The organism is Streptomyces sp. NPDC097107, assembly GCF_044762405.1.
Lineage (GTDB): Bacteria > Actinomycetota > Actinomycetes > Streptomycetales > Streptomycetaceae > Streptomyces > Streptomyces thinghirensis.
In genome coordinates, this window is record NZ_JBIWEF010000012.1 from 67243 (window position 1) to 94239 (window position 26997).

General features: G+C 71.6%; 20 protein-coding genes and 2 pseudogenes. 9 read left to right on the plus strand and 13 right to left on the minus strand.

Features of this window, described 5'->3' with window-relative positions; all coding sequences use genetic code 11:
• The first annotated feature begins 36 nt into the window (after positions 1-36).
• Positions 37-1461 (plus strand): amino acid permease, encoded by a 1425-nt coding sequence (locus ACIQ1J_RS27020; RefSeq protein ID WP_403560774.1) that lies wholly within the window; start codon positions 37-39, stop codon positions 1459-1461.
• 274 nt (positions 1462-1735) lie between these two features.
• Positions 1736-2161: an OsmC family protein gene (locus ACIQ1J_RS27025; protein ID WP_114530804.1), complete on the plus strand. Its 426-nt coding sequence runs from the start codon at positions 1736-1738 to the stop codon at positions 2159-2161.
• On the opposite strand, the pseudogene ACIQ1J_RS27030 reads toward ACIQ1J_RS27025, so the two are convergent.
• The 5 genes and pseudogenes from ACIQ1J_RS27030 to ACIQ1J_RS27050 form a co-directional block, all read right to left on the minus strand.
• Positions 2158-2680, minus strand: a pseudogene (locus tag ACIQ1J_RS27030) (respiratory nitrate reductase subunit gamma). The gene ACIQ1J_RS27025 and the pseudogene ACIQ1J_RS27030 sit on opposite strands and share 4 nt — an antisense overlap.
• A complete protein-coding gene (gene narJ, locus ACIQ1J_RS27035; protein WP_403560776.1) occupies positions 2677-3171 on the minus strand; it encodes a nitrate reductase molybdenum cofactor assembly chaperone in 495 nt (164 codons plus the stop codon). The pseudogene ACIQ1J_RS27030 and the gene narJ overlap by 4 nt, the downstream one beginning before the upstream one ends.
• Positions 3172-3175: 4 nt before the next feature.
• Positions 3176-4021 (minus strand): annotated as a pseudogene (gene narY / locus ACIQ1J_RS27040) (nitrate reductase subunit beta); the annotation flags it as partial.
• A gap of 615 nt (positions 4022-4636) precedes the next feature.
• Positions 4637-5452 carry an SAM-dependent methyltransferase gene (locus ACIQ1J_RS27045; RefSeq protein ID WP_403560778.1) on the minus strand — a complete coding sequence of 272 codons (816 nt, stop codon included), beginning with the start codon at positions 5450-5452 and terminating at the stop codon, positions 4637-4639.
• A gap of 163 nt (positions 5453-5615) precedes the next feature.
• Positions 5616-6479 (minus strand): helix-turn-helix transcriptional regulator, encoded by an 864-nt coding sequence (locus ACIQ1J_RS27050; protein WP_210962437.1) that lies wholly within the window; start codon positions 6477-6479, stop codon positions 5616-5618.
• 218 nt (positions 6480-6697) lie between these two features.
• On the opposite strand from ACIQ1J_RS27050, the gene ACIQ1J_RS27055 reads away from it, so the two are divergent.
• Complete coding sequence (locus tag ACIQ1J_RS27055; protein ID WP_403560780.1) at positions 6698-7135, plus strand: hypothetical protein; 438 nt, start codon at positions 6698-6700, stop codon at positions 7133-7135.
• A 234-nt stretch (positions 7136-7369) separates the two neighbouring features.
• Here ACIQ1J_RS27055 and ACIQ1J_RS27060 read toward each other — a convergent pair whose 3' ends face one another.
• A complete protein-coding gene (locus tag ACIQ1J_RS27060; RefSeq protein WP_403560782.1) occupies positions 7370-8185 on the minus strand; it encodes a helix-turn-helix domain-containing protein in 816 nt (271 codons plus the stop codon).
• Positions 8186-8307: 122 nt separating this feature from the next.
• Here ACIQ1J_RS27060 and ACIQ1J_RS27065 point away from each other — a divergent pair, with 122 nt between their 5' ends.
• The 3 genes from ACIQ1J_RS27065 (at position 8308) to ACIQ1J_RS27075 (ending at position 11321) form a co-directional block, all read left to right on the plus strand.
• Entirely contained in the window at positions 8308-8613 is a 306-nt protein-coding gene (locus ACIQ1J_RS27065; RefSeq protein ID WP_403560784.1) for a 4a-hydroxytetrahydrobiopterin dehydratase, read from the plus strand.
• A 5-nt stretch (positions 8614-8618) separates the two neighbouring features.
• Positions 8619-9359, plus strand: a complete 741-nt coding sequence (locus ACIQ1J_RS27070; RefSeq protein WP_403560786.1) for a class I SAM-dependent methyltransferase — start codon at positions 8619-8621, stop codon at positions 9357-9359.
• A gap of 87 nt (positions 9360-9446) precedes the next feature.
• The gene (locus ACIQ1J_RS27075; RefSeq protein ID WP_403560788.1) at positions 9447-11321 is read left to right on the plus strand and encodes a rhamnogalacturonan lyase; all 1875 of its coding nucleotides are present in this window, start codon (positions 9447-9449) and stop codon (positions 11319-11321) included.
• Between the two features lie 129 nt (positions 11322-11450).
• Here the strand turns inward: ACIQ1J_RS27075 and ACIQ1J_RS27080 are convergent, their stop codons facing one another.
• The 4 genes from ACIQ1J_RS27080 to ACIQ1J_RS27095 all read right to left on the minus strand — a co-directional run bounded on the left by ACIQ1J_RS27080 (position 11451) and on the right by ACIQ1J_RS27095 (position 18454).
• Entirely contained in the window at positions 11451-11714 is a 264-nt protein-coding gene (locus ACIQ1J_RS27080) for a hypothetical protein (protein WP_403560790.1), read from the minus strand.
• A gap of 553 nt (positions 11715-12267) precedes the next feature.
• On the minus strand, positions 12268-12513 hold the full coding sequence (locus ACIQ1J_RS27085) for a hypothetical protein (RefSeq protein WP_210961143.1): 246 nt from the start codon (positions 12511-12513) through the stop codon (positions 12268-12270).
• Between the two features lie 137 nt (positions 12514-12650).
• Complete coding sequence (locus ACIQ1J_RS27090; protein ID WP_403560793.1) at positions 12651-15311, minus strand: cellulose binding domain-containing protein; 2661 nt, start codon at positions 15309-15311, stop codon at positions 12651-12653.
• 221 nt (positions 15312-15532) lie between these two features.
• Entirely contained in the window at positions 15533-18454 is a 2922-nt protein-coding gene (locus ACIQ1J_RS27095) for a glycoside hydrolase family 48 protein (RefSeq protein WP_403560795.1), read from the minus strand.
• Between the two features lie 510 nt (positions 18455-18964).
• On the opposite strand from ACIQ1J_RS27095, the gene ACIQ1J_RS27100 reads away from it, so the two are divergent.
• Both ACIQ1J_RS27100 and ACIQ1J_RS27105 read left to right on the plus strand, forming a co-directional pair.
• Positions 18965-20704, plus strand: coding sequence for a glycoside hydrolase family 6 protein (locus tag ACIQ1J_RS27100; RefSeq protein ID WP_403560796.1), 1740 nt, complete (start codon positions 18965-18967; stop codon positions 20702-20704).
• 151 nt (positions 20705-20855) lie between these two features.
• Complete coding sequence (locus tag ACIQ1J_RS27105; RefSeq protein WP_403560798.1) at positions 20856-21770, plus strand: class I SAM-dependent methyltransferase; 915 nt, start codon at positions 20856-20858, stop codon at positions 21768-21770.
• 118 nt (positions 21771-21888) lie between these two features.
• On the opposite strand, the gene ACIQ1J_RS27110 is transcribed toward ACIQ1J_RS27105, so the two are convergent.
• The 3 genes from ACIQ1J_RS27110 to ACIQ1J_RS27120 form a co-directional block, all read right to left on the minus strand.
• On the minus strand, positions 21889-22725 hold the full coding sequence (locus ACIQ1J_RS27110) for an aldo/keto reductase (RefSeq protein ID WP_403560800.1): 837 nt from the start codon (positions 22723-22725) through the stop codon (positions 21889-21891).
• An 83-nt stretch (positions 22726-22808) separates the two neighbouring features.
• On the minus strand, positions 22809-24635 hold the full coding sequence (locus ACIQ1J_RS27115; RefSeq protein WP_403560802.1) for an AMP-dependent synthetase/ligase: 1827 nt from the start codon (positions 24633-24635) through the stop codon (positions 22809-22811).
• A 252-nt stretch (positions 24636-24887) separates the two neighbouring features.
• Positions 24888-25769 carry a LysR substrate-binding domain-containing protein gene (locus tag ACIQ1J_RS27120; RefSeq protein WP_403560804.1) on the minus strand — a complete coding sequence of 294 codons (882 nt, stop codon included), beginning with the start codon at positions 25767-25769 and terminating at the stop codon, positions 24888-24890.
• A gap of 168 nt (positions 25770-25937) precedes the next feature.
• Here ACIQ1J_RS27120 and ACIQ1J_RS27125 point away from each other — a divergent pair, with 168 nt between their 5' ends.
• Entirely contained in the window at positions 25938-26996 is a 1059-nt protein-coding gene (locus ACIQ1J_RS27125; protein ID WP_403561049.1) for a bile acid:sodium symporter family protein, read from the plus strand.
• Position 26997: the final 1 nt, after the last annotated feature.

Consider the following 26997-nt stretch of genomic DNA (forward strand, 5'->3'; position numbering starts at 1 on the left):
TCCCGGGCACCAGTTCCAAGGAAGGCGCACCACCCCATGCACGTCACCGGGACCGTCCCCCCACCGGCTCCGGCGTCGCAGGAGACCCCCGCGGCCCCCGCACCGGACGGCGGCAGGCACGCCCGCCGCTTCGGGCTCCCCGTCGCCACCGCCCTCGTCATGGGCAACATCATCGGCGGCGGCATCTTCCTGCTCCCGGCCTCCGTCGCCCCCTTCGGCACCGTCAGCCTGCTGGCCTTCGGCGTCCTGACCGGCGGCGCCATCGCGCTCGCCCTGGTCTTCGGCCGCCTCGCCGCCCGCGACCCGCGCACCGGCGGCCCCTACGTCTACGCCCGCGAGGCCTTCGGCGACTTCGCCGGCTTCCTCGCCGCCTGGGCCTACTGGATCACCACCTGGGTGTCCAACGCCGCGCTCGCCGTCGCCGCCGTCGGCTACCTCGACGTCCTGATCCCGGTGAACGACCACCGCTGGACCGCGTGCCTGGCCGCGCTCGTCATCCAGTGGCTGCCGGCGCTCGCCAACCTCGCCGGCACCCGCTACGTGGGCGCCGTCCAGCTGGTGTCCACGGTGCTGAAGTTCGCGCCGCTGCTGCTCGTCGCGGTCGGCGGGCTGTTCTTCTTCGACCCGGACAACCTCGGCCCGTTCAACGCGAGCGGCGGCAGCGGCATCGGCGCGGTCTCCGCCGCCGCCGCGATCCTGCTCTTCTCCTACCTCGGCGTGGAGTCCGCCGCGGTCAGCGCGGGCGAGGTGAAGGACCCGCGGCGCACGGTCGGCCGGGCCACGGTCATCGGCACCGCGGGCGCCGCCCTCGTCTACCTGCTGGGCACGCTCTCCGTCTTCGGCACCGTCTCCCACGACCGCCTGGTGACCTCCACGGCGCCCTTCTCCGACGCCGTGAACGCCATGTTCGGCGGCGCCTGGGGCGGCTGGGCCGTCGCGCTGGCCGCGCTGGTGTCGATGACCGGCTGCCTCAACGGCTGGACCCTGCTCAGCGCCCAGACCCCGTACGCCGCCGCGAAGGACGGCCTCTTCCCTGCCGTGTTCGCGCGCAGGCGGCGCGGCGTGCCCACGGTCGGCGTCGGCGTCACCGTCGTCCTCGCCTCCCTCCTCACCGTCTACAACTACACATCCGGCTCGGCGAAGGTCTTCGAGGTGCTCGTGCTCGTCACCACCTTCACCGCGACCGTGCCGTACCTGCTGGCGACCGCGGCGCAGATCTTCCACCTGGTCTCCGGACAGGGCGAGAAGGTCGACCGGGCACGGCTGGTGCGGGACGGGGCGATCGCGGCGGTCGCGGCCGCCTTCTCCCTCTGGCTGGTCGCCGGTGCCGGCTACGCGGCGGTGTACCAGGGCGTGCTGTTCCTGTTCGCGGGCGTGCTGGTCTACGCCGTGATGGCGGCCCGCAGGCGGCGCGCTGAGGAGTCCGCCGCCCCTCGCACGGAGGGGCCCACAGCCCCTTGAACCGGCTGCGCACGGGCCCGTCCCGCCCACACCGGCGACATGCTCGGCGGCCCGCCCGGCCCACCCAGCGACTACGTCGACCTCGACGGCTTCTGCCGCCGGGGCCCCGCCCAGGGCACGCCTACCTGATTCCGCAGGGGTCGCGGCTGCCGTTCACCGCCCGGTGACCGGTGTTCCGCGTGAGCTGAGCCGGAGTGTGATCGGATGGGGGTGGGAACCCGGCCGCCGGGCTCCCACCGCCCAGGTACAGCAAGAGAATTCGAGAGGACCCGCCGTGGCAACCACGCGCTCCGCACACACCGTCTGGGAAGGCAACCTGCTCGAGGGCAGCGGTGTCGTCACCTTCGACTCGTCCGGCATCGGCGAGCAGCCGGTGTCGTGGCCGTCGCGCGCCGAGCAGGCGAACGGCAAGACCAGCCCGGAAGAGCTGATCGCCGCCGCCCACTCCAGCTGCTTCTCCATGGCGCTGTCGCACGGCCTGGCCGGCGCCGGCACCCCGCCCACCAAGCTCACCACCTCCGCCGACGTCACCTTCCAGCCCGGTGAGGGCATCAAGGGCATCCACCTCACCGTGGAGGGCACCGTCCCCGGCCTCGACGAGGAGGCGTTCACCGCCGCCGCCGAGGACGCCAAGAAGAACTGCCCGGTCAGCCAGGCCCTGACCGGTACGACCATCACCCTCACGGCGAAGCTGGCCTAGGAGCCCGCGCGCTCCCAGCCCCGCCGGTCCGGGCGCGGCCCCAGCTGCCTGGGGTCGCGCGACCGGTAGACCACGTAGGGCCGGACCAGGTACTGCACCGGCGCGCTGAACATGCGCACCAGCCGGGTGTAGGGCACCAGCGCGATCAGCACCATCCCGATCACCGCGTGCACCTGGTACAGCACCGGCACGCCCGCCATCAGCTCCGTCTTCGGCTGGAGGGTGAACAGGCTGCGCGACCACGGCGCGATGGTGTGCCGGTAGTCGTAGCCGGTGCCGGAGGAGTGCGCGAGCTTGGCCACCATGCCGAGGACGATCGCGCCGAGCAGGAAGACGTACATGACCTTGTCGTCGGCGGTCGTCACCCGGAACACGGGCGCGTTGGTGCGCCGCCGGTGGATCAGGATCAGGATGCCGGCGACCGCCAGCACCCCGGCCGCCGTGCCGCCGCCAGATCAGACCGGCGACCAGCAGGGCGAACGCGGCGTAGGGCAGCGCGCCCCAGAGGAGGACGGTCACGGGCGGGCTCGGGTGGGTGCGGGCGGCAGGGTGGCGCACACGGCGTCCAGGACGCGCGCGTAGGGCGTGCCGAAGGCGGTGAGCCGGGAGCGGAGCTGGTGCAGGGCTTCGCGGTGCTCGGTGAGCATGCCGATGTCCCCGGTACGGGAGGCGAACTCCAGCACGGCCGGCAGGAAGTCGGGCAGCTCCTCGCCGGTGAACTCCAGGCCGTGAGCGCGGTACAGCTCCTTGAAGCGGACCAGCGACATCCCCCGGTTGCGGGTGTCGCCGTCGGTCCACCTGCTCAGGTACAGGCTGTGCCGGTTCTTGAAGTCGAAGACCTCCACGTAGTGGGCCTGGAGTTCGCCCTGCTCGGTCACCGCCGCGTGGTCGGTGAAGCCGCGCAGTTGCGGTGCCGCCTCGCGCAGCAGGGGCAGCCGGTCGCGGAAGTCGTCGTCGGGATACGTCAGACAGAGCGCCGCCGCCTGGTAGAGCACCTCGAAGCCGGGCATCGGATCAGACCTCCCTCTCGTCGTCCGCGGTCTGCCGCCTGCGCAGGATGTGGAAGTTCTCCACCGGCACCAGCGGCAGCCTCTTGCGTCCCGAGTCCTGGCCGAACGGTCCGTCGCAGCCCATGCCGGGGCCGCCGTTCGTGTCCAGGCTGCACGTGTCCGGGAGGGCCGACGCCTCCAGCCGGTGCGCGTCCCCGACGGCCGCCGTCGGGATCACGTACCGCTCCTCGTACTTGGCGATCGCCAGCAGCCGGTACATGTCCTCGATCTCCTGGGCACGCATCCCGACGCCCGCGCGGACGGCCGGGTCGGGCTCCTCGCCGAGGTTGACCGCCCGCATGCGGGAGCGCATCGCCGCCAGCTTCTCCAACGACGCCCGCACGGGGCCGACGTCGCCGGCCGTGAACAGTTCCGCCAGGTACTCCAGCGGGATGCGCAGCGTGTCGATCGCGCCGAAGAGGTTGCCCGCGTCCTCGCCGTCGTGCCCGGTCTCCGTCAGCGCGTCCACCACCGGCGACAGCGGCGGGATGTACCAGACCATCGGCATGGTGCGGTACTCCGGATGCAGCGGCAGCGCCACCCGGTACCTGCTGACGAGCGCGTGCACGGGGGAGCGCCGGGCCGCCTCGATCCAGTCGAGGGGGATCCCCGCCTCCTCCGCGGCCCGCCGCACCGCGGGGTCCTCCGGGTCCAGGAAGACACCCAGCTGTGCCTCGTACAGCTCCTGCTCGTCCGGCGTGGAGGCCGCTTCGGTCACCTTGTCGGCGTCGTACAGCACGACCCCCAGATACCCGAGCCGTCCCACGGAGGTCTCCGCGCAGACCGTCGGCCGGCCCACCTCGATGCGCGGGGTTCCACTTGCCCCGGTCCGCCTCGTTCCAGCGGAAGCCCAGCGAGCCGTTGGGGACGACCGCGCGGCCCGACGCCTCGTCCAGCACGACCGTCTTCCAACGGGCGTCCTCGCCCTCCTGCCCCAGGTCGGCCGCGCGCAGGAACTTCGCCGGGACGTACGCCCCGTCCCGCTCGGTCAGCGTCACCAGGAACGGCAGGTCGGCGTAGCGCCGCACGTAGTCGTCCGGGCCGACCGACGGGTAGTCCGTCGCCTGGGTCTCCCAGGTGATGACGCCGTCCTTGACGAACACGTTCCAGCGGCACGAGCCGGTGCAGTTCACGCCGTGCGTGGAGGTCACGACCTTGTCGTGGCTCCAGCGGTCCCGGTAGAAGGCGTCCGCCTCCCGGCCGCCGACCAGCCCGATGCTGTGCAGGTCGGGCGCCGCGGTGCCGGGCCGGAAGAACCGTCCCGCACGCAGCAGCGCCGCGCCCGGCTCGGTGGGCGGTGTCCGCGTGTCGGTCACGTGCGCTCCCTTGATCGACCGGGCCCTGGTTCCCGAACCTAGGGGCGGGCGCGGGAGCGCACCCGTTCGCGGCGCCCGTACGGGTCAGCAGGCGACGGCTCCAAGGCCCGTCAGACCTTGCGCGCCACCCCCGCGTACACCGGCACGATGCCCTCGGCCTGGGCCGCCACGTCCTCCGGGTCCGGCCGCCACCCGGTGACCGGGATGACGCCCGGGCCCAGCAGCTCCAGGCCGTCGAAGAAGCGCGCGAACTCGGTCAGCGACCGCGGGTGGAACGGCGTGCCGCCGCGCGTGAACAGACCGGCGGCCTTGCCCACCGCCTCGGGGTTCAGATCGGGCGTGACCTGCGACAGGACCAGGTAGCTGCCCGGCGCGAGGGCATCGACGTACCGCCCCAGCAGGCCGTGCACGTCGTCGCCGTCGCCCGCGTCGCCGAGGTAGTGCGTCAGCGCCACCAGGGACAGGGAGACCGGCCGGCCGAAGTCCAGGGACTCGCCCGCCAGCCGCAGGGTCCGGTCCGGATCGCGGACGTCGGCGTGGACGTACTCGGTGGATCCCTCCGCCGAGCCGTGCAGCAGCGCCTCGGCGTGCCTGAGCACGATCGGGTCGTTGTCGGCGTAGACGACCCGGGCCTCGGGGGCCACCGCCTGTGCCACCTGGTGCAGGTTCGGCTCGGTGGGGATGCCGGTGCCGATGTCCAGGAACTGGCGGATCCCGGCCTCGGCGAGCGTGCGGACGGCCCGGTGCATGAACCGGCGGTTGGCGCGCGCCCCGCGCACCGCCGTGCCGTCCGCCGCGAGGATCCTGCGGGCCAGCTCCTCGTCCACCGGGTAGTTGTCCTTGCCGCCCAGCCACCAGTCGTAGACGCGGGCCGGATGCGGCCGGCCGGTGTCGACGGGAGCGGGGGTGGCGCCGGATCCGGTCATACGGTGTCGTCTCCTCTGGGCCTGGTGGGCTGGTGCCTGCCGTGCTCGGGCCCGGTGTGCTTGGGCCCGGTGTGCTCGGGCCCGGTGTGCTTGGGCCTGATGTGCTCGGGCCCGGTGTGCTTGGGCCTGATGTGCTCGGACCTGATGTGTCCGGGGCGCCGGGTCAGAAGTTCTCGCGGTACTCGCGCAGTATCTTCTCGGTGCGCTGGGTCGAGGCGGCACGTGCCGTCATGTGGTCCAGGACCTCCAGGTGCGCAGAGACCTCCGCCCGGGAGTCCAGGTACAGGGCGCCGGTCAGGTACTCGGTGAAGACCATGTCGGGCAGTTCCGGCTCCGCGAACCGGAAGAGCGTGAACGGCGCGTACGTCCCGGGGTGCGGCCCGTCCTCGAACTCGGCGACCTGCAACGTCACCCGGTCTCGCGTCGAGAGCTCCAGCAGCTTGTCCAACTGGTCGCGCATCACCCGGCCGTCGATGCTCACCGGGCGCCGCAGCACCGTCTCGTCCATGACCACCCACAGGTGGGGCGGGTCCGCGCCCTCCAGCAGCCGCTGCCGCTCCATGCGCAGCGACACGTGCCGCTCGACGGCGTCCCGGCCCGCGTTGCCGATCGTCCCGGCCTCCAGGACCGAGCGGGCGTAGTCCTCGGTCTGCAGCAGCCCCGGTATGAAGTGCGGCTCGTAGGAGCGGACGATCCGTGCCGCGCCCTCCAGGCTCACGTACATGCTGAACCAGTCGGGCAGCACGTCGTGGTACCGCTGCCACCAGCCCGGCCGGTTCGCCTCCTCGGCCAGCGCCACGAACGCCGAGACCTCGTCCGTGGGCACCCCGTACGCCGTCAGCAGGATCTGGACATACGGAATTTTCAGGGCGACCTCGGCCGTTTCCATGCGCCGCACGGTCGCCGGGGCCACCCGGAGCACCTTGGCGGCCTCCTCGCGTTTGAGGCCCGCCGTCTCCCGGAGTTCCTGCAGCCGTCTGCCCAGGACCACCTGGCCCACGGTGGCTGCGGCCCGCCGCTCACTCACGCCACGCCTCCCCAACGCGCCCAAGTCCCACCGCAGTCTGCCATGTCCCGCCGCCGGTCTCACAGGGGTGGTCGTGGATCAACGTCATTACCTGCCGGGTAATCGACCGGCCCCGGCAGGGACGGCATCGTGAAGTCACCGGGTACCGGTCCGGCGCACTCCGGTCCGGCACCCGGCTCCACGCAGCGCTGTCCCGACCCGACGGAGGGTGACTCGTCATGACCACGAACCAGCCGGCCGCACGCGCCCGCACCGCCGAACCGCAGCTGACGCTACGCCGCTTCCTCGCCCTCGACGCGGTGGTGACCGGCGCCAACGCGCTCGCCTACCTCGCCTTCTCCGGGCCGCTGGGCCGCTTCCTCGGCGCCGGTTCGGGGCTGCTGCTCGGCCTCGGCGCGTTCCTCGCGGTGTACGCCGGGTGCGTGGCCCTGCTGGCGGCGCGTCCCCGGCCGCCGGCCCTCGGGGTGCGGGCCGTCGTGGACGCCAACCTCGCCTGGGCGGCGGTCAGCTTCGCCGCCCTCGCCGTGTGGCTGACGCCCAGCCCGGCGGGCGCGGTGTGGACGGTGCTCCAGGCCCTCACCGTCGCCGGGTTCGCGCTGCTGCAGTACGCGGCGCTCAACGGGCGTTCGCGCGGGGTCATCGCGGAGAATCGATGAGGCGGCGGAACCCGTCAAGGGCGGCGTCACGGCCGATGAAGGGGTCGACGCGGCCGTAGGACATCACCGTGTTCTCCCCGCGTGGCGGGCCCGCACGGTGGAGGCGATCGCCGGCACCCTGATGGACGGCGCCGCTGTCCACCTCTCCGCACGCCGGCGCGGCTTCGGCTGCGCAAGGCGCGGCGAACCGGGTCCGGCACGGGTGACCGTCGGCGCCTGGAACCCGGGGCGGCGTCAGGACAGCAGCGTGTGGAGGTACTTGACCGTCGCCGGGTCGGCCGGGAGCAGCGTCTCGATGGCCAGTTCGGCGACGGTCACGTCCATCGGCGTGTTGAAGGTGGAGACGGACGAGATGAAGGACAGCGTCCGGCCCTCGTGCACGATCTGCATCGGCAGCGCGAAGTACGGCACCGGTTCCGTCGGCTCCTCACCCGGCGCGACGTCCGGCACCGGATACGCCGCCACCTCCTCGTGCAGCGCCCGCAGCGGCTCCGAGCGGTGCAGGGCGATCTGCCGCTCCATCTGCTCCAGCAGGTGCCCGCGCCACTCGCGCAGATTGCGGATGCGCGGCGCCAGGCCCTCCGGGTGCAGGGTCAGCCGCATCGCGTTCAGCGGCGGCTCGAGCAGATGCTCCGGCACGCCGTCCAGCAGCATCAGGATGCCCCGGTTGGCGGCAAGGACCTGGTACGTCGCGTCCACGACCAGCGCCGGATACGGCTCGTAACCCCGGATCAGCCGCTCCATGCCCTCGCGCAGGGCGTCCAGCGCCGGGTCGTCCAACGGCGTCTCCGGATAGTGCGGGGCGTAACCGGCCGCGAGCAGCAGCGCGTTGCGTTCCCGCACGGGGACGTCCAGGTGCTCGGCGAGCCGCAGCACCATCTCCTCGCTCGGCCGGGAACGGCCCGTCTCGATGAAGCTGACGTGCCGGGCGGAGGAGTCGGCGCGCAGCGCCAGCTCCAGCTGGCTGACCCGCCGCCGCTCCCGCCAGGCCCGCAGCAGCGGACCCACGCCCTGGGCGGTGGGGGCGGTGCCGGACACGAGTGCGGTCATACGCCGAACGGTAACCGACGGCCTCCCGCGCCGGGACCGGACGGCGCTCCTGACCAGGGCCCCGACGGCCGCGTTGTGGCAGGCTGAAGAGGCAACCGCCGCCGAGGACTGGAGCGCAGCCCATGCCCGTCGAACCGCTGTCGCAGGAGGAGATCGAGGAGCGGCTGGCCCAGCTGCCGGGCTGGTCCCTCGACGACGGCCGCCTCACCCGTTCCTACCGGCTCGCCTCGCACTTCGCGGCGACCGCCATGGTCGTCCACATCGCCCAGGTGCAGGAGGACCTCGACCACCACTCCGACCTGGCCCTCGGCTACAACTCGGTCTCCCTGGCCGTGCACACACACAGCGCGGGCGGCGCCGTCACCGAGAAGGACGTCGAGCTCGCCCGCAGGGTGGAGGACCTGGCCGCCGGCCATGGGGCACACTGACGGACGTGCTCGACTACGACAAGGAAGCGGAACGGTACGACGCCTCCCGCGGTGGCGAGCCCCGCGCCGCGGCCGCCGCACAGGCCGTACTGAGCCTCGTACCGCGGCAGGCACGCAGCCTGCTCGACGTCGCCTGCGGCACCGGCATCGTCACCCGGCGCCTCGCCGTCGGCCGGGAGGGCATGCGGGTGACCGGCGCCGACCTCGCCCCCGCCATGGCCCGCTACGCCGCCGCCCGGCTGCCCGGCGCGATCGTGCTGGCCGACAGTCGCCGACTGCCCTTCCGGGACGGGGAGTTCGACGCGGTCTGCAGCGTGTGGCTGCTGCACCTCGCCGGCGGTGACGAGAACGTGCGGTCGATCGTCGGCGAGTGCGCACGCGTCCTGCGACCCGGCGGGGTGTACGTGACCACGGTCGACAAGGGCGCCTCGCACAACGTGGGCAGCGACATCGACGCCGTGCTCGCCTCCCGTCCGCCGAGTACCGCCCACGACGCCGCCGGCCTCGTCGAGTCGTACGCCGGCGCGCACGGCCTGACCCCGGCGGGGCAGGCCCGCTTCACCGGCCACGGCCAGGGCCGCAGCCCCCGCCGCACGGTCGCCGACCTGCGGCGCGGCTGGTTCGTCACGCTGCCGCCGGGCGATCCGCGCGCCGAGCCCTTCGCCACCCGCCTGGCGTGTCTCCCCGACCAGGACCGGCCGCGCCCCGACCCGGTGTTCACGCTGAGGGCGTTCAGCAAGCCGTGAACAGGCGGCCACGGGGCGGCAACCTCCGCGCCACCGGGGGCGACTGAGAGACGGAGATTCCCCCCGCCCTCTCAGGAGGCACCCCACATGAAGCGCCCGCACACCCACCGCAGACACCGCGTCGTCCTGCCCGTCCTCGCCGCCGCGGCGGTTCTGACCGGCACCGGCCTGACGGCCCTCACCCCCGACACCGCCGAAGCCGCCATCGTCCGGCAGGTGGAGGCCCTCGACCGGGGCGTCGTCAGCGTCCACACCGGCGACGGCAACCTGGTCAGCTGGCGCTGGCTGGGCACCGACCCGGACAACGTCTCGTTCAACGTGTACCGGGCCGGTACGAAGGTCAACTCCGCGCCGGTCACCGGCTCCACCACCTTCTTCCACTCCGGCGCCCCCTCCCACGCCGACTACACCGTCCGCGCGGTCGTGGGCGGCACCGAGCAGGGCGACTCGGTCCACGCCATCCAGTTCCGGGCCGGTTACAAGGACGTGCCGATCACCCCGCCCGCCGGCGGCACCACCCCCGACGGCGTCTCCTACACCTACGAGGCCAACGACGCCTCGGTCGGCGACCTCGACGGCGACGGCGCGCTGGACATCGTCCTCAAGTGGCAGCCGACCAACGCCAAGGACAACTCCCAGTCCGGCTACACGGGCAACACGATCGTCGACGGCGTCAAGCTCGACGGCACCCGGCTGTGGCGCGTCGACCTGGGCCGCAACATCCGCTCCGGCGCCCACTACACGCAGTTCCAGGTGTACGACTACGACGGCGACGGCAGGGCCGAGGTCGCGGTGAAGACCGCCGACGGCACGCGGGACGGCACCGGCGCGGTCATCGGCAGCTCCTCGGCGGACCACCGCAACTCGTCCGGCTACATCCTGTCCGGCCCCGAGTACCTCACCATGTTCGACGGGCGGACCGGCAGGGCCATGGGCACCGTCGACTACGTCCCCGCCCGGGGCAACGTATCCTCCTGGGGCGACTCCTACGGCAACCGCGTCGACCGCTTCCTGGCGGGCACGGCGTACCTGGACGGCTCCCGCCCCTCCCTGATCATGGCGCGCGGCTACTACACGCGCTCGGTGATCGCCGCCTGGGACTGGCGGGACGGACGGTTCACCCGCCGCTGGACCTTCGACACCAACTCCTCCACCAACGCCGGCAAGGGCTACGACGGCCAGGGCAATCACCACCTGTCCGTCGCCGACGTCGACGGCGACGGCAGGGACGAGATCGTCTACGGCGCGATGGCCGTCGACGACAACGGCCACGGCCTGTGGACCACTGGGAACGGCCACGGAGACGCCATGCACGTCGGCGATCTCGACCCGTCCCGCGCGGGCCTGGAGGAGTTCAAGGTCGACGAGGACAGCTCCAAGCCGTCGTCGTGGATGGCGGACGCGCGCACGGGCCAGATCATCTGGTCCACCGGCGCGAGCGGCGACAACGGACGTGGCGTCTCCGCCGACATCTGGTCCGGCAGCGCGGGCGCCGAGTCCTGGTCGTCCGCCGAGAGCGGCATCCGCAACCCGAAGGGCACGGTCGTGAACGGCCGCAAGCCCTCCAGCGCCAACTTCCTGTCCTGGTGGGACGGCGACCCCGTCCGCGAACTCCTCGACGGCACCCGCGTCGACAAGTACGGCACCTCCGGCGACACCCGCCTCCTCACCGGCTCGGGCGTCGCCTCCAACAACGGCACCAAGGCCACCCCGGTCCTCGCCGGCGACATCCTCGGCGACTGGCGCGAGGAGGTCGTCTGGCGCACGAGCGACAACAGAGCCCTGCGCGTCTACTCCACCCCGCACGGCACGGACCGCCGGATCACGACCCTTCTCCATGACACCCAGTACCGCACGGCCCTGGCCTGGCAGAACACCGCCTACAACCAGCCCCCGCACCCGAGCTTCTTCATCGGCGCCGGGATGCCGACGGCGCCCCGGCCGACCGTGTACACGCCGTGAGGCTCTGACCTGCTGAAACGCCGCTGCCTGCGGCAGGGTGCGGCGACTGCGAGCAGTACGTTTGCGGTCGCCGCATCATCGCGCCGCCTTCATCGCGTGCTGTCGCGGCACAGCGGCAGGGCCGGCCGGTCAGACTTCGTGGACGTGGCCGCCGCTGTCGGTGAGGGTGCCGTCCTGCTGCTCGTAGTGGGAGAGGGCGAGGCCGAGCCCGAAGAAGGTCGGTGCCCATTCGCCGACGAAGAGCCCCCATCGGTCGGCGCGGTCGACGTTGACGCCGGGCTCGACTTTCAGGCTGGTGGCCCAGGCGGCGACAGTGAGGCCGATGGAGGCGAAGGCGGCCAGGTAGGCGTGCTCGCTCTTGACGCCCATGTCGTGCATCTTCTTGACGATCATTGGGTGGCTCCGTTCCTGTGGGGATCGGGGACGGAGTGCCACGTCTGATTCACATCATTCACACCCTTTGCGGAAACTTGCTCTGAATATCCCTGTTTCGGAATTGACACGGCGACCGGGACGCATCCGGCGCGCGCATCCTGCTGAACCGGCGTACACCTGGAAAGCGGCCCTGTCTCGTCCGATCCAGCCGATGCCCACCGAGGCACGCTCCGAGCTGCGGCACGCGACGGCCCTGCGGCACGCGACGACCCTGCGGCACGCGACGGCGCTGCCGGGCGGGACGGCCTTCGAGCGGAAGCCGGACGGCTACCGGGCGATCCTCCTCGCCGCCCGGGGCTCTCGGCGTCCTGCGTCTCGTGCAGCACTTTCCGCCCGGATCGAAGCGTCGGGTCGATCAGCGACTCGTGGAGCCCCGGAGTGATGTCCCGGCGGTCGTCCTGACCGGCCGGCGCGTACAACCGGCCCTCGCACCCGGGCCTCCTCATCGGCGCGGCGGTATGCCGACGACGTCCCGGCCGACGGTGTACACGCCCTGAACCCCTGCGGCCCTTCAGGCGGCCTCGTCCACCGGCGGGGGCTTCCCGCCGGCGACCACCGTCCTGACCCGTCTCCGCGTCAGCCGCGTCCGGGAGGCGATCACCTCCACCGGAACGCCGCGCCGGTACGCGGCGCGCAGAGCGGCGTCCCGCCAGTGCTGGAGCCTCCGCTTCGCGGCCTGGCCCGTGACCGTCCGGTGCAGCAGCACCGCCAGTACGAGCGACAGCCGCCCTGTCACGCCCTCCCACGTTCGCGCCACGCGCCGCCCCCTGTCCTCGCGACCACTCCCACTGACACAACGGTCGAAGAAGTGCAGCGGGGCCACAAGGGCGTGAAACGGGCGCACTGTTCACTGAGACGGGAGGACGCGCCGCCGGCCCGCGCCCTCCCGGAGGGTCATGCCTCGCAGACCTCGTCGCCCAGCTCGAAGGTCGTCGGTGCCGCGTTCGTCCCCGACCAGCTGCCCGTGAAGCCGAAGCTCACCGACGCGCCCGGCGCCACGTCGGCGTTCCAGCCGATGTTCCTCGCCGTCACCGTCGTGCCCGACTGGGTGTGCTCGGCGTTCCAGAGCTGGTTCACGCGCTGGCCGTTGGTGAAGGGCCACGTGAGGGCCCAGCCGTTCCAGGGCGAGGCGCCGGTGTTGGTGAGCCGGACGTCCGCCTGGAAGCCCCCCGACCACTGGTTCGTGATCGTGTACGTCACCGCGCAGGCGCCCGTGGGCGTCGGGTCGGGCCCCGGCCCCGGGTCGGTGCCGCCGTCGCCGCCGGCCGTGTCGCCGTAGACGACCCCGCGACCGTTCGTCGCCACGTACACCCGCCCGTACACCCGCGGGTCGCCGGTGATGGCCGCACCCGTCCAGCCCCACTGGTGGGCGTCGTCGTTGACGCGGGTCCAGGTGGCGCCCTGGTCGGTGGAGCGGAAGATGCCGCGCACGCCGCCGATCTCGGCGCTGGTGTAAAGGGTCTGGTAGGAGGCGTCCGGTGCCGCTTTGCCGAAGCCGATCGTGTCGGCCTCGTCGACGTTGGGGAGCTTGGTGAAGCTCGCGCCGCCGTCCGTCGAGTGCCACAGGCCGTACGGGCCGCCCGCCGCCCCGCCGGCCAGCCAGATGTCGCCCTCCCCGCCCGGCAGTGCCTTGAAGCGGACGCTGTCACCGGCGGGCAGGCCGGTCGCCGCCGACGCGGTGAAGGAGGTGCCGCCGTCCGTGCTGACGTAGAAGGTGCCGGACTTGAAGCCGTAGAAGGTCTCCGGGTCGACCCGGTCGGACTCGACGACCGCCCCGGCCGGGATGCCGGTCGACGCCTGCCAGGACGTGCCGAAGCCCGTCGCGTGGTGCACGCCGGTGCCCTCGGGGCTCCATACGAAGCCGCTGCCGTCCGCGCCCGCCGCGACCGTGCCGCCGCCGCTCACCCCGGCCGGGTCCGTGCCGCCGAACCAGTTGGCACCGTTGTCCGTGGAGAACGCGATGTGCGGGCCCGAGTCGAGGTTGCCGGCCCGCACGGCCGTGTCCGGGTTCGCCTCCGCGAAGTCCAGGCTCGTGGTGGAGGTGAAGTTCGGGGAGGTGTACATCATCGACGGCACCTCGGCCAGGCTCGTGTGCCGGAAGCCGCCGATGTCGCCCAGCGCGCTGAGCAGCGGGGCGCCGGCAGGGGGAGAGACCAGGTCGTTCACCGCGGTCTCCTCCAGGCCGCGCACCATGGGTTCGACGGCGAACTTCGCACCCTCGTCCCAGGCCGTGAGGTTCTCCGTGCCGTAGATCGTCGCGCCCGTCCCGTACATCATCCGGTCCGAGTCGAACGGGTCGATCTCCAGCGCCTCCGTCATCCAGCCCAGCTTCGGCGTCTGCTCGGGCGGGGACGGGTTCGCGCCCCAGGTCAGCCACGGGGACGAGGAGACGTCCATCGTGTAGCGGTTCTCGCGGGTGGGGTACGACGTGTAGCTCCACGCCTGGGTCCAGGTGCCGCCGCTGTCCGTCGAGCGGAAGATCTGCGTGTCCGGCCACCAGGAGCTGTACGCGGTCGCCATCACCGTGCCGGGGTTCTGCCGGTCGACGGACAGGCCGCTGAAACCGAAGTGGGTGTCCGCCTCCGCGACCGGGCTGATGTCCGTCCAGGTGCCGGTCGCCGTCGCGTACCGGTACAACCGGCCCTTGCCGCCGTCGTACGGGCCGCCCGTGTCGCTGTACGCGAGATAGAGGTAGCCGTTCTCCGCGTCCAGCACGCCCTTGTGCGCCAGGTGGCCGGTGGGCTGTCCGGCGATCCGCTGCCAGGTCGCACCCGCGTCGGTCGAGCGGTAGACGGCGTTCTCCTTGTCGGCGACCCCGACGTAGACTGTCTTCGTGGCCGCACCCGCGGTGCCCGTCGACTCGTCGAAGGTCACCCAGACGATGCCCTGGTTGTCGGAGGCGTAGCCGCTGGAGTCGCTCGGATCCTGGGCGTAGTTCCCGGGGTTCGGGAAGGCCGTCGCCTCGGACCAGGTCGCGCCCGCGTCGGCCGACCGCCACAGGCCGTTGCCGCTGGGCGCGCCCAGGTACAGCACGTCGTTGTCGTGCGGGTCGACCGCCAGACGCTCACCCATGCCGCGGCCCGGCATGTTGCCGCCCAGCTTGAACGGCAGGTCGGCCCTCTCCCAGCTGGCGCCCCGGTCGGCGGAGCGCAGCACCGCGCCGTTGCCCGGGTCCCAGTCGTTGGTGTACGTGCCGACCGCCGCGTACACCCGGTCGGGGTCGACGGAGTCGGACGCCACGCTGACCACGCCCGTGTGGCCCCAGTCGTCCCAGCCGACGTGGTCGAGCAGGGGCGTCCAGGACTTCGTCCCCTCCTCCCAGCGGTAGGTGCCGCCGATGTCCGTGCGGGCGTAGGCCAGGTCCTTCTCGGTGCGGTTGAAGACGATGCCGGGGACGAAGCCGCCGCCGTCGATGCGCGCGTTCTTCCAGGCGTAGGTGTCGGTGGTCACGGCCGACGCATCAGGTGGCCCGGCGGCCAGGGCGGCGGGCGGGCCGCCCGTCAGGAGGCCGGCCGCCAGGACCAGCAGGGTGGTCAGGATCCTGGTTCTTCGCACGGTGGGGAACCGTCCTTCCGTCAGGAACAGAACACATGCGAGCACCGGGCGGCCCTCGGCGTGGACGAGGGCCGCCCGGCAGGTTTGGTCCCGTCGTCCGGTGACAGGACCGGGTACACGGAGCCGTCAAGCGCTCCGCAGGGGCGCGGGGAACTGCGCGACCGGCCACGCATGGCCCGCAGCCGAAAGACCCGCCCACCCCGCGGAGCGCTTCGCGGGGGCTATTCGAGAAGCTCCGCGTACGAGCCCATGGCGAGGGCGATGTCCGCCTGCGCCCAGAACCGGTGATAGGTGAACGTGGGCGCGGCACCGCCCGCGAGATAGCTCTCGATCTTCGACCAGGCCGGGTCGTCCTGGTAGAAGGAGCGGATCGAGGAGAAGGTCGACGACGCGTCGATCGTGTCGCCGTTCGGCATGGTGCCGCTCCAGCCGCTCGGGACGTGGACCGGGTCGTCGAAGCGGTTGTAGTCGGCGCGGGTCTCCGGGACGGCGATGCCGAGCGCGTCCTGGTTGTTCTCCCACATGCCGTCGAGCAGCGCCTTGGCGGTCGCGGCCGCCTCCGAGTCGCCCGAGCGGTCGGCGTAGTACGTCAGGGTCTTGGCGTACGCCGCCGCCACGCCGACGTCGTTGGTGTAGTCCGAGACGGTGACGTGCAGTTCGCTGTTGTCACCCGGCGAGGAGGCGTTCCAGGTGTCGGGCTTTCCCGACCACTGCATCGTCGAGGGGATGCGGAAGGTGCCGTCCGGGTTGACCGTCGTCTCCGACAGCGCCCAGTCGACCCACTTGTCCAGGACCTCCTTCGCGTCGGCGTCACCACTCTGCTGGTAGTACTCGGCGACCCGCTCCATGGACCACGCCTGGAAGCCGAACCACTGGTTGGACGGCGGGTCGTGGTACACCGGCTTCTCGTCGTAGTACATGCCGTAGAAGGTCGGCGTACCGGCGGGCGGTGTCGCGTACCGGCCCGCCCAGCTGTTGGTCGCGCCGCCCGCGATGGCGCCCTCGTCGGACTGCAGCCAGCGGTAGAACTCCACCTGGCGGTCGAGGGACTTGGCCCAGTCCGAGACGCCGGTGGCCGACTTGGGCTTCAGGTCGTCGTAGGTGCTCAGCGCGTACGCCGCCAGTGGGTTCTGGTAGCCGCCGTGGGTGTGGCTGGAGCCGATGCGCCAGGCCCAGCCCGCCGAGGTGTCGACGGCGCCGCCCCAGGCGTAGTACCAGGACAGGAGGTAGTGCGAGGAGTCCTTGCCGGTGCCGGCCGGGCAGCTCGCCGGACCCACGCAGCCGCCGACCTTCTTGAAGTACTTGTCGAACATGGCGTAGCGCAGGTAGTCGCCCATCTTGGCGGCCTTGTCCAGGGTCCCGGCGATCTCGTCGCCCTTGCCCTGCTCCTCGGCCCAGATGTCCGCCCAGTACGCGGCCTGCACGGCCCGTGCGTCGGCGTCCGGGGCGTTGGTGAACTTCCACTGCTTGGCGTAGGACGCGTCACCGGTGAACAGGTCCAGGTAGCCGTTGGGGCCGCCGTACTTGAAAGCGTCGCAGGTCGGCTGCGGCACCGTCTCCCACACCGACTCCTGCGCGCCGCGCTGGAAGGTGTTGATGTAGGAGGGGCCGGTGTCCGTGGGGCCGGCCTCGCACTTGCCGGGCGAGTTGCCGTATCCGTAGGTGTTGTCGACGTCCTGGAGCCAGTGCATGCCGTAGACGTCGTCCGTGCCGTACGCCGACTTCAGCTCGGCGGCGATCGGGTCGGGGCCGACGGAGACCGCGCCGTCCAGGGGTGCCGGGTACTCTTCCGGCGTGTCCAGCTCGGGCGCGTACGTCGCCGGCTTCGAGGCGTTGTAGGCCGAGTTGGTCGGCTGGTCGGCGTGCGTGGGGATCATGTACGTCTCCATGATCTCCCAGGCGTTGTTGAACCGGGTCCAGTCGCCGGTCACCTTGCCGTACATGGCCTGGAGCCACAGCAGGTAGCTGTACGCCTCGGAGGTGGTCTCGTGCCCGTGGTCCGGCGCCTCGACGATCAGTGTCTCGACCGAGTGGTACGGGATGCCCTCGGGCGAGAAGTAGCCGTTCGCCGGGTCGGTGATCTTCCCGTACAGCTCCAGGAAGCGGGCGTCGTAGTCCTTCGCCGCGGCCAGCTGGGTCACGTTGACCGTGGCCTTGCCGTGGCCGGGGGCCGTCGACTCGAAGACCGCCGAGCCGGTGCCGGAGGCGTCGGCCGCGATGGTCACCTGCTGGGCGGTGTTCCAGTTCGACGGAGTGAAGGTGAGGTTCGCACCGCCGGAGACGGTGAGGCCGGTGTTGCCGCTCGCCCGGGCCGTCGTCACCGCGACGTTCGCGGTCGGCTGCTTGGAGAGCTTGACCTCGTACGTCCCCGACTCACCCTGCTGGACGCCCAGTTGCGCGGGTGTGGCCACCACGGTCGGTCCCGAGGCGACCGTGATGCCGACCGGCGTGGAGTCCGCGGAGGCGCCCATGCTGTCGTACGCCTTGGCCACCAGTGAATGACTGCCCACGGTCAAGCCGGCGGCGGAGTACGCGTAGGGCGAGCTGGTGTCGGTGGCCAGCAGCCTGGTGTCGTCGTAGAACTCCACCTTGCTGATGGTGGCGCCGTCGGCCGCGGCCGCCGTGGCCGCCAGCGGGACCGCCTCGCCCTGCGAGTACACCGCGCCGGCTTCCGGGCTGGTCAGCACGGTGATCGGCGGCTGGTGCGCGCCGGCGCAGGCGGTGCCGTTGACCGCGAAGCGCGTCGGCGCGGTGTTGGTGCCGCTGTAGGTGAACTGTCCGCCGGTGGAGACGGCGGCCCCGGCGGCGATCCGTGCGTTGTACGAGGCGTTCTTCACGGTGACGGTACGGCCCGACTGGGACCAGGTGCCGTTCCAGCCGTTGGCCAGCTTCTGGTTGCCCGCGTAGTCGTACGTCAGCGTCCAGCCGTCGATGGCGTCGCTGCCGCGGTTGGTGAGCGCCAGCTCCGCGGTGAAGCCGGAGCCCCAGTCGTTGGTCCGGTAGTCCACACTGCACTGAAGTGCCGCTGCCTGAGCGGGTGCCGAGCCCGTACTCAGCATCGTGAGGGGTAGCGCGAGGGCCGCCAGTGCGGCCGTCCACAGCCGCCGCGCGGTGCGGGGTCTGCGTCTGTGTCCGGGGAGCATGGTGCTGGTTCCTCCTTGCGGCTCGGGGAGGGTGGGGGAGGAGCAACAAGCCTTGAACCAGTGGGAGCGCTCCCATAGTGATGAGAGGGCCGGGGGCGGTCAAGATGTGTGGCGAGTCGAAAAGATTCGACAGGTGCTGTTGAGAGAAAGTCAGTTACTCCTCTGTTCTTTGCCGTCACTTGGCGCTACCTTCGCTGGCACCAGTGGGAGCGGTTCCATCAGTCGACGCGTCCGTCACGGCGCGCCCGAACTGCAAGGAGTCGCTCATGCGACACCCCCCGCTCCACCTTCCGCGTTCAGGACTTTTAGCCGCAGTCGCGGCCTGTTCCACGCGTCATCGGCCGGCGTGCCGGCTCGCACATCCCCCGGGCGGTTCCACCGTGCCCGCGGGCCGATCCTGACCTGCGAACGCGACGGCACCCCCATGCCGTCCGGCAGCGGGCCGCGCCCGGCACGCGCGCGGCCCCGGACGACAGCACCCGCACCCCACGAAAGAAGGAATGCGCACTCATGACCCGTAGCAGAACCGCGATGCTCGCCGCCCTGGCGCTGGTCGCCGGGGCCTCCGGCACGGCCTTCGCCGCCCAGTCCGCGAACGCCGGCGCGGCGGCCGTCCCCTGCACCGTCGACTACGAGGTGCAGAACGACTGGGGCAGCGGCTTCACCGCCGCCGTGACCGTCACCAACAACGGCGCCGCCACCTCCGGCTGGTCGCTGGGGTGGACGTACGCCGGCAGCCAGAAGGTCACCAACAGCTGGAACGCGAAGGTCAGTCAGAGCGGTGCCGCCGTCACCGCGGCCAACGAGTCCTACAACGGGACCCTGTCCACGGGCGGTTCGGCGAGCTTCGGCTTCCAGGGCACCTACAGCGGCAGCAACGCGATCCCGGCCACCTTCACCCTCAACGGCGTGACCTGCAACGTCGACGACGGCGGTTCGACCGACCCGGACCCGGACCCGACCGACCCGGACCCGACCGACCCCGGTGACCCCTCCGACCGGGTGGACAACCCTTACGAGGGTGCCAAGGTCTACGTGAACCCCGAGTGGTCCGACAAGGCCGCCGCCGAGCCGGGCGGCGACCGTATCGCCGACCAGCCCACCGGCGTCTGGCTCGACCGGACCGCCGCCATCGAGGGCGTGAACGGCGGCATGGGGCTGCGCGACCACCTCGACGAGGCCCTGACGCAGAAGGGCTCCGGCGAACTCGCCGTCCAGCTCGTCATCTACAACCTGCCCGGCCGTGACTGCGCGGCCCTCGCCTCCAACGGCGAGCTGGGCCCGACGGAGATCGGCAGGTACAAGACCGAGTACATCGACCCGATCGCCGCGATCCTCGCCGACCCGAAGTACGCGGATCTCCGGATCGTCACCACGGTGGAGATCGACTCCCTGCCCAACCTGGTCACCAACGTCAGCGGGCGGCCGACCGCCACGCCGAACTGCGACGTGATGAAGGCCAACGGCAACTACCAGAAGGGCGTCGGCTACGCCCTGAACAAGCTCGGCGACATCGGCAACGTCTACAACTACGTCGACGCCGGCCACCACGGCTGGCTCGGCTGGGACAGCAACTTCGGTCCCTCCGCCGACATGTTCAAGACCGCCGCCACCACCGAGGGCGCGACCGTCGGCGACGTGCACGGCTTCATCGTCAACACCGCCAACTACAGCGCCCTGAAGGAGGAGAACTTCAAGATCACGGATTCGGTGAACGGAACCCCCGTGCGCCAGTCCGACTGGGTGGACTGGAACCAGTACACCGACGAGCTCTCCTACGCCCAGGCCATGCGCGACAAGCTGGTCTCGCTCGGGTTCGACCAGGACCTCGGCATGCTGATCGACACCTCCCGCAACGGCTGGGGCGGCGCCGACCGGCCCACCGGACCGGGCGCGAGGACCGACGTGAACACCTACGTGGACGGTGGGCGCTACGACCGCCGCATCCACCTCGGCAACTGGTGCAACCAGTCCGGCGCCGGCCTCGGCGAGCGCCCGCAGGTCTCTCCCGCCGCCGGGATCGACGCGTACGTCTGGATAAAGCCCCCGGGCGAGTCCGACGGCGCGAGCGAGGAGATCCCGAACGACGAGGGCAAGGGCTTCGACCGGATGTGCGACCCCACGTACGAGGGCAACGCGCGCAACGGCAACAGCCCGTCGGGCGCCCTGGGCGACGCCCCGGTGTCCGGGCACTGGTTCTCCGCGCAGTTCCAGGAGCTGATGAAGAACGCCTACCCGCCGCTGTCCTGAGCGGTCTCCGGCTTAGGTGACGCCGTCGGGGCCCGGCCTTCGGGCCGGGCCCCGGTGGTGCTCCGGGCTTTTGCGGTTATGGCAACAGAACTTGCCCCGACGCGGTGAGTCGTCGCACGCTGGCGGCATCGCGAACGGGAGGCTGACCATCATGGCGCACGACCACCACCACCAGCACAAGCACCAGCACGACCACCCCGGACCCGGACCCGGGCACGACCACGCCGACGTCGACTGGGCCGGCATGGCCCCGCTGCTGGAGGCGCAGGCGGAGCTGTACACGCCGCTGTACCGGCAGGCCATGACCTGGCTGGCGGGTGAGGTGCCCGAGCCCGGCCTGGTCGTCGACGTCGGCAGCGGCCCCGGCGTCGTCTCCTGCCTGTTCGCCGACGTCTTCCCCGACGCACGCGTCGTCGCCGCCGACGGCGCCGGACCGCTGCTGGACCGGGCCCGCGACCGTGCCGGCCGGCTCGGTGCCGGCGACCGCTTCGGCACCCTCACCGGCGACCTGCCCGGCGTACTGGGCGAGCTGGACTACCCGGCCGACCTGATGTGGGCCAGCCAGAGCCTGCACCACCTCGGCGACCAGCGCGCGGCCCTCGCCGCGCTCGCCGGGCACCTCGCGCCCGGCGGCACGCTGGCGATCCTGGAGGGCGGACTGCCCGCCCGGTTCCTGCCCCGCGACATCGGCATCGGGCGCCCCGGGCTGCAGGCCAGGATGCACGCCGCGGAGGAGGACTCGTTCGCCGAGATGCGCGCGAGCCTGTCCGGCACCGTGGCCGAGACCGAGGACTGGCCCGCGATGCTGACCTCGGCGGGCCTCAAGCACACCGGCACCCGCAGCTTCCTGCTGGACCTGCCCGCGCCGCTCACGGACGAGGCCCGCGCGTACGTCACCACCTCCCTGTCCCGGTTGCGCGACCGGTTCGGGGACGGCCTCGACGCCGGCGACCGGGCCACGCTCGACCGGCTGCTCGACCCCGGGGACGAGGCGAGCGTGCACCGGCGCCAGGACGTGTTCGTGCTGGTGGCGCACACGGTCTACATGGCCCAGCGGCCTTCCTGAGCCGTCCTGTCCCGGGTACTTGACCTCGAGAGCGCTCCATGTGATGGGCTCCCCGCCGTTCGGAAGCCGCGAAGGGGCCCGGTCGCGGCGACCGGGCCCCTTCGCGCGGGACGGTGTCTCATTCCCCGTTGAACTCCGCGGGGTCTGGGCCGAGGCGCCGGTCCTCGTTCAGCGCGCTGATCGCCGCGAGGTCCTCGGTGTCCAGGGTGAACCCGAACACGTCGACGTTCTCCTTGATCCGGGACGGCGTCACGGACTTCGGGATCACCACGTTGCCGGTCTGGAGGTGCCAGCGCAGCACGACCTGGGCCGGGGTGCGGCCGTGCTTCCGGGCGATCGCCACGATCGCCGGGACCTCCAGCAGTCCCTTGCCCTGGCCGAGCGGGGACCAGGCCTCGGTGGCGATGCCCTGCTCCGCGTGGTACTCGCGGACGGCGTGCTGCTGGAGGTGCGGGTGCAGCTCGATCTGGTTGACGGCCGGGACGACCGACGTCTCGCCGATCAGCCGCTCCAGGTGCTCCGGGTGGAAGTTGGAGACGCCGATGGCGCGGATCCGGCCGTCGGCGTGCAGCTTCTCGAACGCCTTGTACGTGTCTACGTACCGCTCCTTGGCCGGCATGGGCCAGTGGATCAGGTACAGGTCGACGTACTCCAGGCCCAGCTTCGCCAGCGACGTGTCGAAGGCGCGCAGGGTGGAGTCGTACCCCTGGTCCTTGTTCCAGAGCTTGGTGGTGACGAAGAGGTCCTCGCGGGCGATGCCGGAGGCGGCGATCGCCTTGCCGGTGCCCTCTTCATTGCCGTAGATCGCCGCTGTGTCGATGCTGCGGTACCCGGCCTCCAGCGCCTGGGCGACGGCCGTCTCGGCCTCGTCGTCCGGCACCTGCCAGACGCCGAACCCCAGCTGGGGCATCTCGACGCCGTTGTTCAGGATGATCGGGGGGACCTTGCTGCTCACGAGCTCTTGATCCTTCGGTTGTGGTCAGGTGGTACTCATATCGTCAACGATCACGGCCGCCGACGCATTCCTGACCGGCGAAGTCACGCCGTGTACAGCGCCTCGACCTCGCTGACGTAGGCCTTCTCGATGGCCTTGCGCTTCAGTTTCAGCGAGGGTGTCAGCAGCCCGTGCTCCTCGGTGAACGGCTGGGCGAGGATGCGGAACGTGCGGATCGACTCGGCCTGCGACACCAGCGTGTTGGCGGCGACGACCGCGCGCCGCACCTCCGTCTCCAGGTCCGCGTCGTGCACCAGCTCGGCCGGGGGCATCTGCGGCTTGTTGCGCATCGCCAGCCAGTGCTCGACCGCCTCCTGGTCGAGGGTGATGAGCGCGGCGATATAGGGCCGGTCGTTGCCGACGACGATGCACTGGTTGACCAGCGGATGGTCGCGCACCCGCTCCTCCAGCAGACCGGGGGAGACGCTCTTGCCGCCGGAGGTCACCAGGATCTCCTTCTTGCGGCCGGTGATGGTGAGGTAGCCGTCCTCGTCCAGGGCGCCCAGGTCACCGGTGGCCAGCCAGCCGTCCTGGAGGGTCTCGTCGGTGGCCTTGGGGTTGTTCAGGTAGCCCTGGAAGACGTTGTCGCCGTTCAGCCAGATCTCGCCGTCGTCCGCGATGTGCACGGTGACGCCCGGGACGGGCACCCCGACGGTGCCGAAGCGGGTGCGTTCGGGCGGGTTGGCGGTGGCGGCGGCCGTGGACTCGGTCAGGCCGTAGCCCTCGTAGATCTGCACGCCCGCGCCCGCGAAGAACAGTCCCAGTCGCCGGTCCATCGCCGAGCCGCCCGACATGGCGTTGCGGATGCGTCCGCCCATCGCGGCCCGCACCTTGGCGTAGACGAGCTTGTCGAAGAGCTGGTGCTGCATGCGCAGCCCCGCCGGGGGGCCGGGGCCGATGCCCCAGGCCTTCGCCTCCACCGCCTCCGCGTACTTCACGGCCACGTCGACGGCCTTCTCGAACGGGCCGGCCTTCCCCTCCTTCTCCGCCTTGCGCCGGGCCGCGTTGAACACCTTCTCGAAGATGTATGGCACGGCCAGGATGAAGGTCGGTCTGAAGGCCGCCAGGTCGGGCAGCAGGACGGCGGCGTTCAGCTGCGGCTGGTGGCCGAAGCGGACCTTGCCCCGGATCGCCGCGACCTCCACCATCCGGCCGAAGACGTGGGCGAGCGGCAGGAAGAGCAGGGTGGCCGCCTCGTCGCCCTTCTTGGAGTGGAACACCGGCTCCCAGCGCTCGATGACGGTGTCCGCCTCGTACATGAAGTTGCCGTGCGAGATGACGCAGCCCTTGGGGCGGCCGGTGGTGCCCGAGGTGTAGATGACGGTGGCGGGCGTGTCGGGCGTGACCGCCTGCCGGTGCCGGTGCACCACCTCGTCGTCCAGGTGGGCGCCCGCGTCGTACAGCTCCTGGACGGCGCCGGAGTCGAGCTGCCACAGGCCGCGCAGGTGCGGCAGCCGGTCGATGACGGTGGCGATCGTCATCGCGTGGTCCTCGTGCTCGACGACCGCGGCTGTCACCTCGGCGTCGTACAGCATCCACATGCACTGCTCGGCCGACGAGGTCGGGTAGACGGGCACGACCTGGGCACCGATCGCCCACAGGGCGAAGTCGAAGAGGGTCCACTCGTAGCGGGTGCGGGACATGATGGCGACCCGGTCGCCGAAGCGGATGCCCTGGGCGAGCAGCCCCTTGGCGAGGGCCAGCACCTCGTCGCGGAACGCGCCGGCGGTCACATCCCGCCACTGCCCGGCGTCGTCCTTGCGGCCGAGCGCGATGTGCCGCGGATCCTCCTGGGCATGCCGGAAGACGACATCGGCCAGACCGCCCACCGGTGGTGCCGATGTCGACGGAGGACTGGTGAACTCGCGCAAACCCCGCTCCCCGCTTCCGGTGACGCCCCCGCACAGCGCGGTGAAAGCTACCCCACCCGGTGCGGGGGCGGGAGGGGTGCCGAAATCGAACAGGGCTCATGTTCGCACTGGTCAGCTCGGGAAAATACGCTCACATGGGGAAGGGTCGGACACATTCCTGACCGTTGAGTAAGTTTCGGTGCCGTAATCTCCACGGAATCTGTACGACCCGCCTGCCGTCGGTACGGTGGATGGCTCCGACGGCCGTCCGCCTTATCCGAGGCCCGCGCTCCGAGGCCGGTGCAGCCGGTCGCCACCCGCCAGGATCGCCGACGCGAGGGCGTCGGCCGCGCCTCGCGCCGCGGGGTGCCGCCGACCGTGCACCAGCACGAAGTCGACACGGCCCAGTTCGGGCAGTCCGGCCCGCTCCGGCACCCGTACCAGGCCGGGCGGGACGAGCCCGCGCGAGTGCGCCATCACACCGAGGCCCGCGCGGGCCGCCGCGATCAGGCCGTTGAGGCTGCCGCTGGTGCACGCGATGCGCCACTCGCGGCCCTGCCGCTGCAGGGCCTCCAGCGCGAGCGCGCGGGTGATGCCCGGCGGCGGATAGACGATGAGCGGCACCGGACGGTCCGGGTCGACGCGCAGCCGCTCCGCGCCGATCCACACCAGCCGGTCGCGCCAGACCGGCTCGCCCCGCGGGTCCTGCGGCAGCCGCTTGGCCAGCACCAGGTCGAGTTTCCCGGCGGCCAGCTGCTCGTGCAGCGTGCCCGACAGCTCCACCGTCAGCTCCAGGTCGACCTCGGGGTGGTCGTGCCGGAAGCCCTCCAGGATCTCCGGCAGCCGGGTCAGCACGAAGTCCTCGGACGCCCCGAAGCGCAGCCGCCCGCGCAGCCGGGTGCCGGTGAAGAAGGCCGTCGCCTGCTCGTGCACCTCCAAAATCCGGCGTGCGAACCCGAGCATCGCCTCCCCGTCCTCCGTCAGCTCCACGGAGTGCGTGTCACGGTCGAACAGCTGCCGGCCGGCGGCGTCCTCCAGCCGCCGCACGTGCTGGCTCACGGTCGACTGGCGCAGCCCGAGCCGCCGGGCGGCCTGCGTGAAGCTCAGTGTCTGGGCCACCGACAGGAAGGTGCGCAGGTGGGAAGGGTCGTACACCCCTCCAGCCTATCGCGGGGCGTGATGACAGTCAGAGCGGTATACCGGATTCCCGATCGCGCGGTGAGAGAGCACGATGGGACGGGGACCCGTGACCGCGTCCCCGCCCTCGGACGCCAGTGAACGAGCAAGTGGAGCACCGTGAAACGCCTGCGATGGCCGCGTTGGATGCCGATCGACCCGTACATCCTGCTGCTGCTCGGGACGGTGGGTCTCGCGGCGCTGCTGCCGGCCCGCGGCACGGGCGCGGATGTCGCCTCCGGTGCCTCCACCGCCGCGATCGCCTTCCTCTTCTTCCTCTACGGCGCCCGGCTCTCCACCCGTGAGGCGCTGGACGGTCTGCGGCACTGGCGGCTCCACGTCACCGTGCTCGCCAGCACCTTCGTCGTCTTCCCGCTGCTCGGCCTCGCCTCCCGCGGACTCGTCCCGGTCTTCCTGACCGACCCCCTGTACCAGGGCCTGCTCTTCCTCACACTGGTCCCGTCGACCATCCAGTCGTCGATCGCCTTCACGTCCATCGCCCGCGGCAACGTGCCCGCCGCGATCTGCGCGGGTTCCTTCTCCTCGCTGGTGGGCATCGTCGTCACGCCGCTGCTGGCCGCCGCCCTGCTGGGCAGCGGCGGGGGCGGGTTCTCCGCCGACTCGGTCCTCAAGATCGTGCTGCAACTGCTGGTGCCGTTCGTCGCCGGGCAGGTGCTGCGCCGGTGGATCGGGGGCTTCGTGGCCCGGCACAAGAGGGTCCTCGGGCTCGTCGACCGCGGCTCGATCCTCCTCGTCGTCTACACGGCGTTCAGCGAGGGCGTGGTCCAGGGCGTCTGGCATCAGGTCAGCCCGGTCCGGCTGGCCGGGCTGCTGGCCGTGGAGGCCGTGCTGCTCGCCGTGATGCTCCTGCTGACCTGGTACGGGGCGAAGGCGCTGCGCTTCGGCCGGGAGGACCGGATCGCCATCCAGTTCGCCGGGTCGAAGAAGTCCCTGGCCGCCGGGCTGCCGATGGCGAGCGTCCTGTTCGGCGCGCAGGCCTCCCTGGCCGTGCTGCCGCTGATGCTCTTCCACCAGATGCAGTTGATGGTGTGTGCGGTCATCGCCAAGCGCCGGTCGCACGACCCGGAGGCGGTCGCCTCCGGGGAGCCCGGGGAGCCCGGGGAGTCCGGGGAGTCCGGGGAGCCCGGGCGGTCCGAGAAACCCGCGGCCGCGGCGCGCACCGGCATCGGCACCGGGAACCGCTGAG

Excerpts from the sequence above, each read along its gene's own strand:
- ACIQ1J_RS27020 (WP_403560774.1), top strand. The coding sequence starts at position 37 with ATGCACGTCACCGGGACCGTCCCCCCACCGGCTCCGGCGTCGCAGGAG.
- narJ (WP_403560776.1), bottom strand. The coding sequence starts at position 3,171 with ATGCCCGGCTTCGAGGTGCTCTACCAGGCGGCGGCGCTCTGTCTGACG.
- ACIQ1J_RS27045 (WP_403560778.1), bottom strand. The coding sequence starts at position 5,452 with ATGACCGGATCCGGCGCCACCCCCGCTCCCGTCGACACCGGCCGGCCG.
- ACIQ1J_RS27055 (WP_403560780.1), top strand. The coding sequence starts at position 6,698 with ATGACCACGAACCAGCCGGCCGCACGCGCCCGCACCGCCGAACCGCAG.
- ACIQ1J_RS27060 (WP_403560782.1), bottom strand. The coding sequence starts at position 8,185 with ATGACCGCACTCGTGTCCGGCACCGCCCCCACCGCCCAGGGCGTGGGT.
- ACIQ1J_RS27065 (WP_403560784.1), top strand. The coding sequence starts at position 8,308 with ATGCCCGTCGAACCGCTGTCGCAGGAGGAGATCGAGGAGCGGCTGGCC.
- ACIQ1J_RS27075 (WP_403560788.1), top strand. The coding sequence starts at position 9,447 with ATGAAGCGCCCGCACACCCACCGCAGACACCGCGTCGTCCTGCCCGTC.
- ACIQ1J_RS27080 (WP_403560790.1), bottom strand. The coding sequence starts at position 11,714 with ATGATCGTCAAGAAGATGCACGACATGGGCGTCAAGAGCGAGCACGCC.
- ACIQ1J_RS27095 (WP_403560795.1), bottom strand. The coding sequence starts at position 18,454 with ATGCTCCCCGGACACAGACGCAGACCCCGCACCGCGCGGCGGCTGTGG.
- ACIQ1J_RS27100 (WP_403560796.1), top strand. The coding sequence starts at position 18,965 with ATGACCCGTAGCAGAACCGCGATGCTCGCCGCCCTGGCGCTGGTCGCC.
- ACIQ1J_RS27105 (WP_403560798.1), top strand. The coding sequence starts at position 20,856 with ATGGCGCACGACCACCACCACCAGCACAAGCACCAGCACGACCACCCC.
- ACIQ1J_RS27125 (WP_403561049.1), top strand. The coding sequence starts at position 25,938 with ATGCCGATCGACCCGTACATCCTGCTGCTGCTCGGGACGGTGGGTCTC.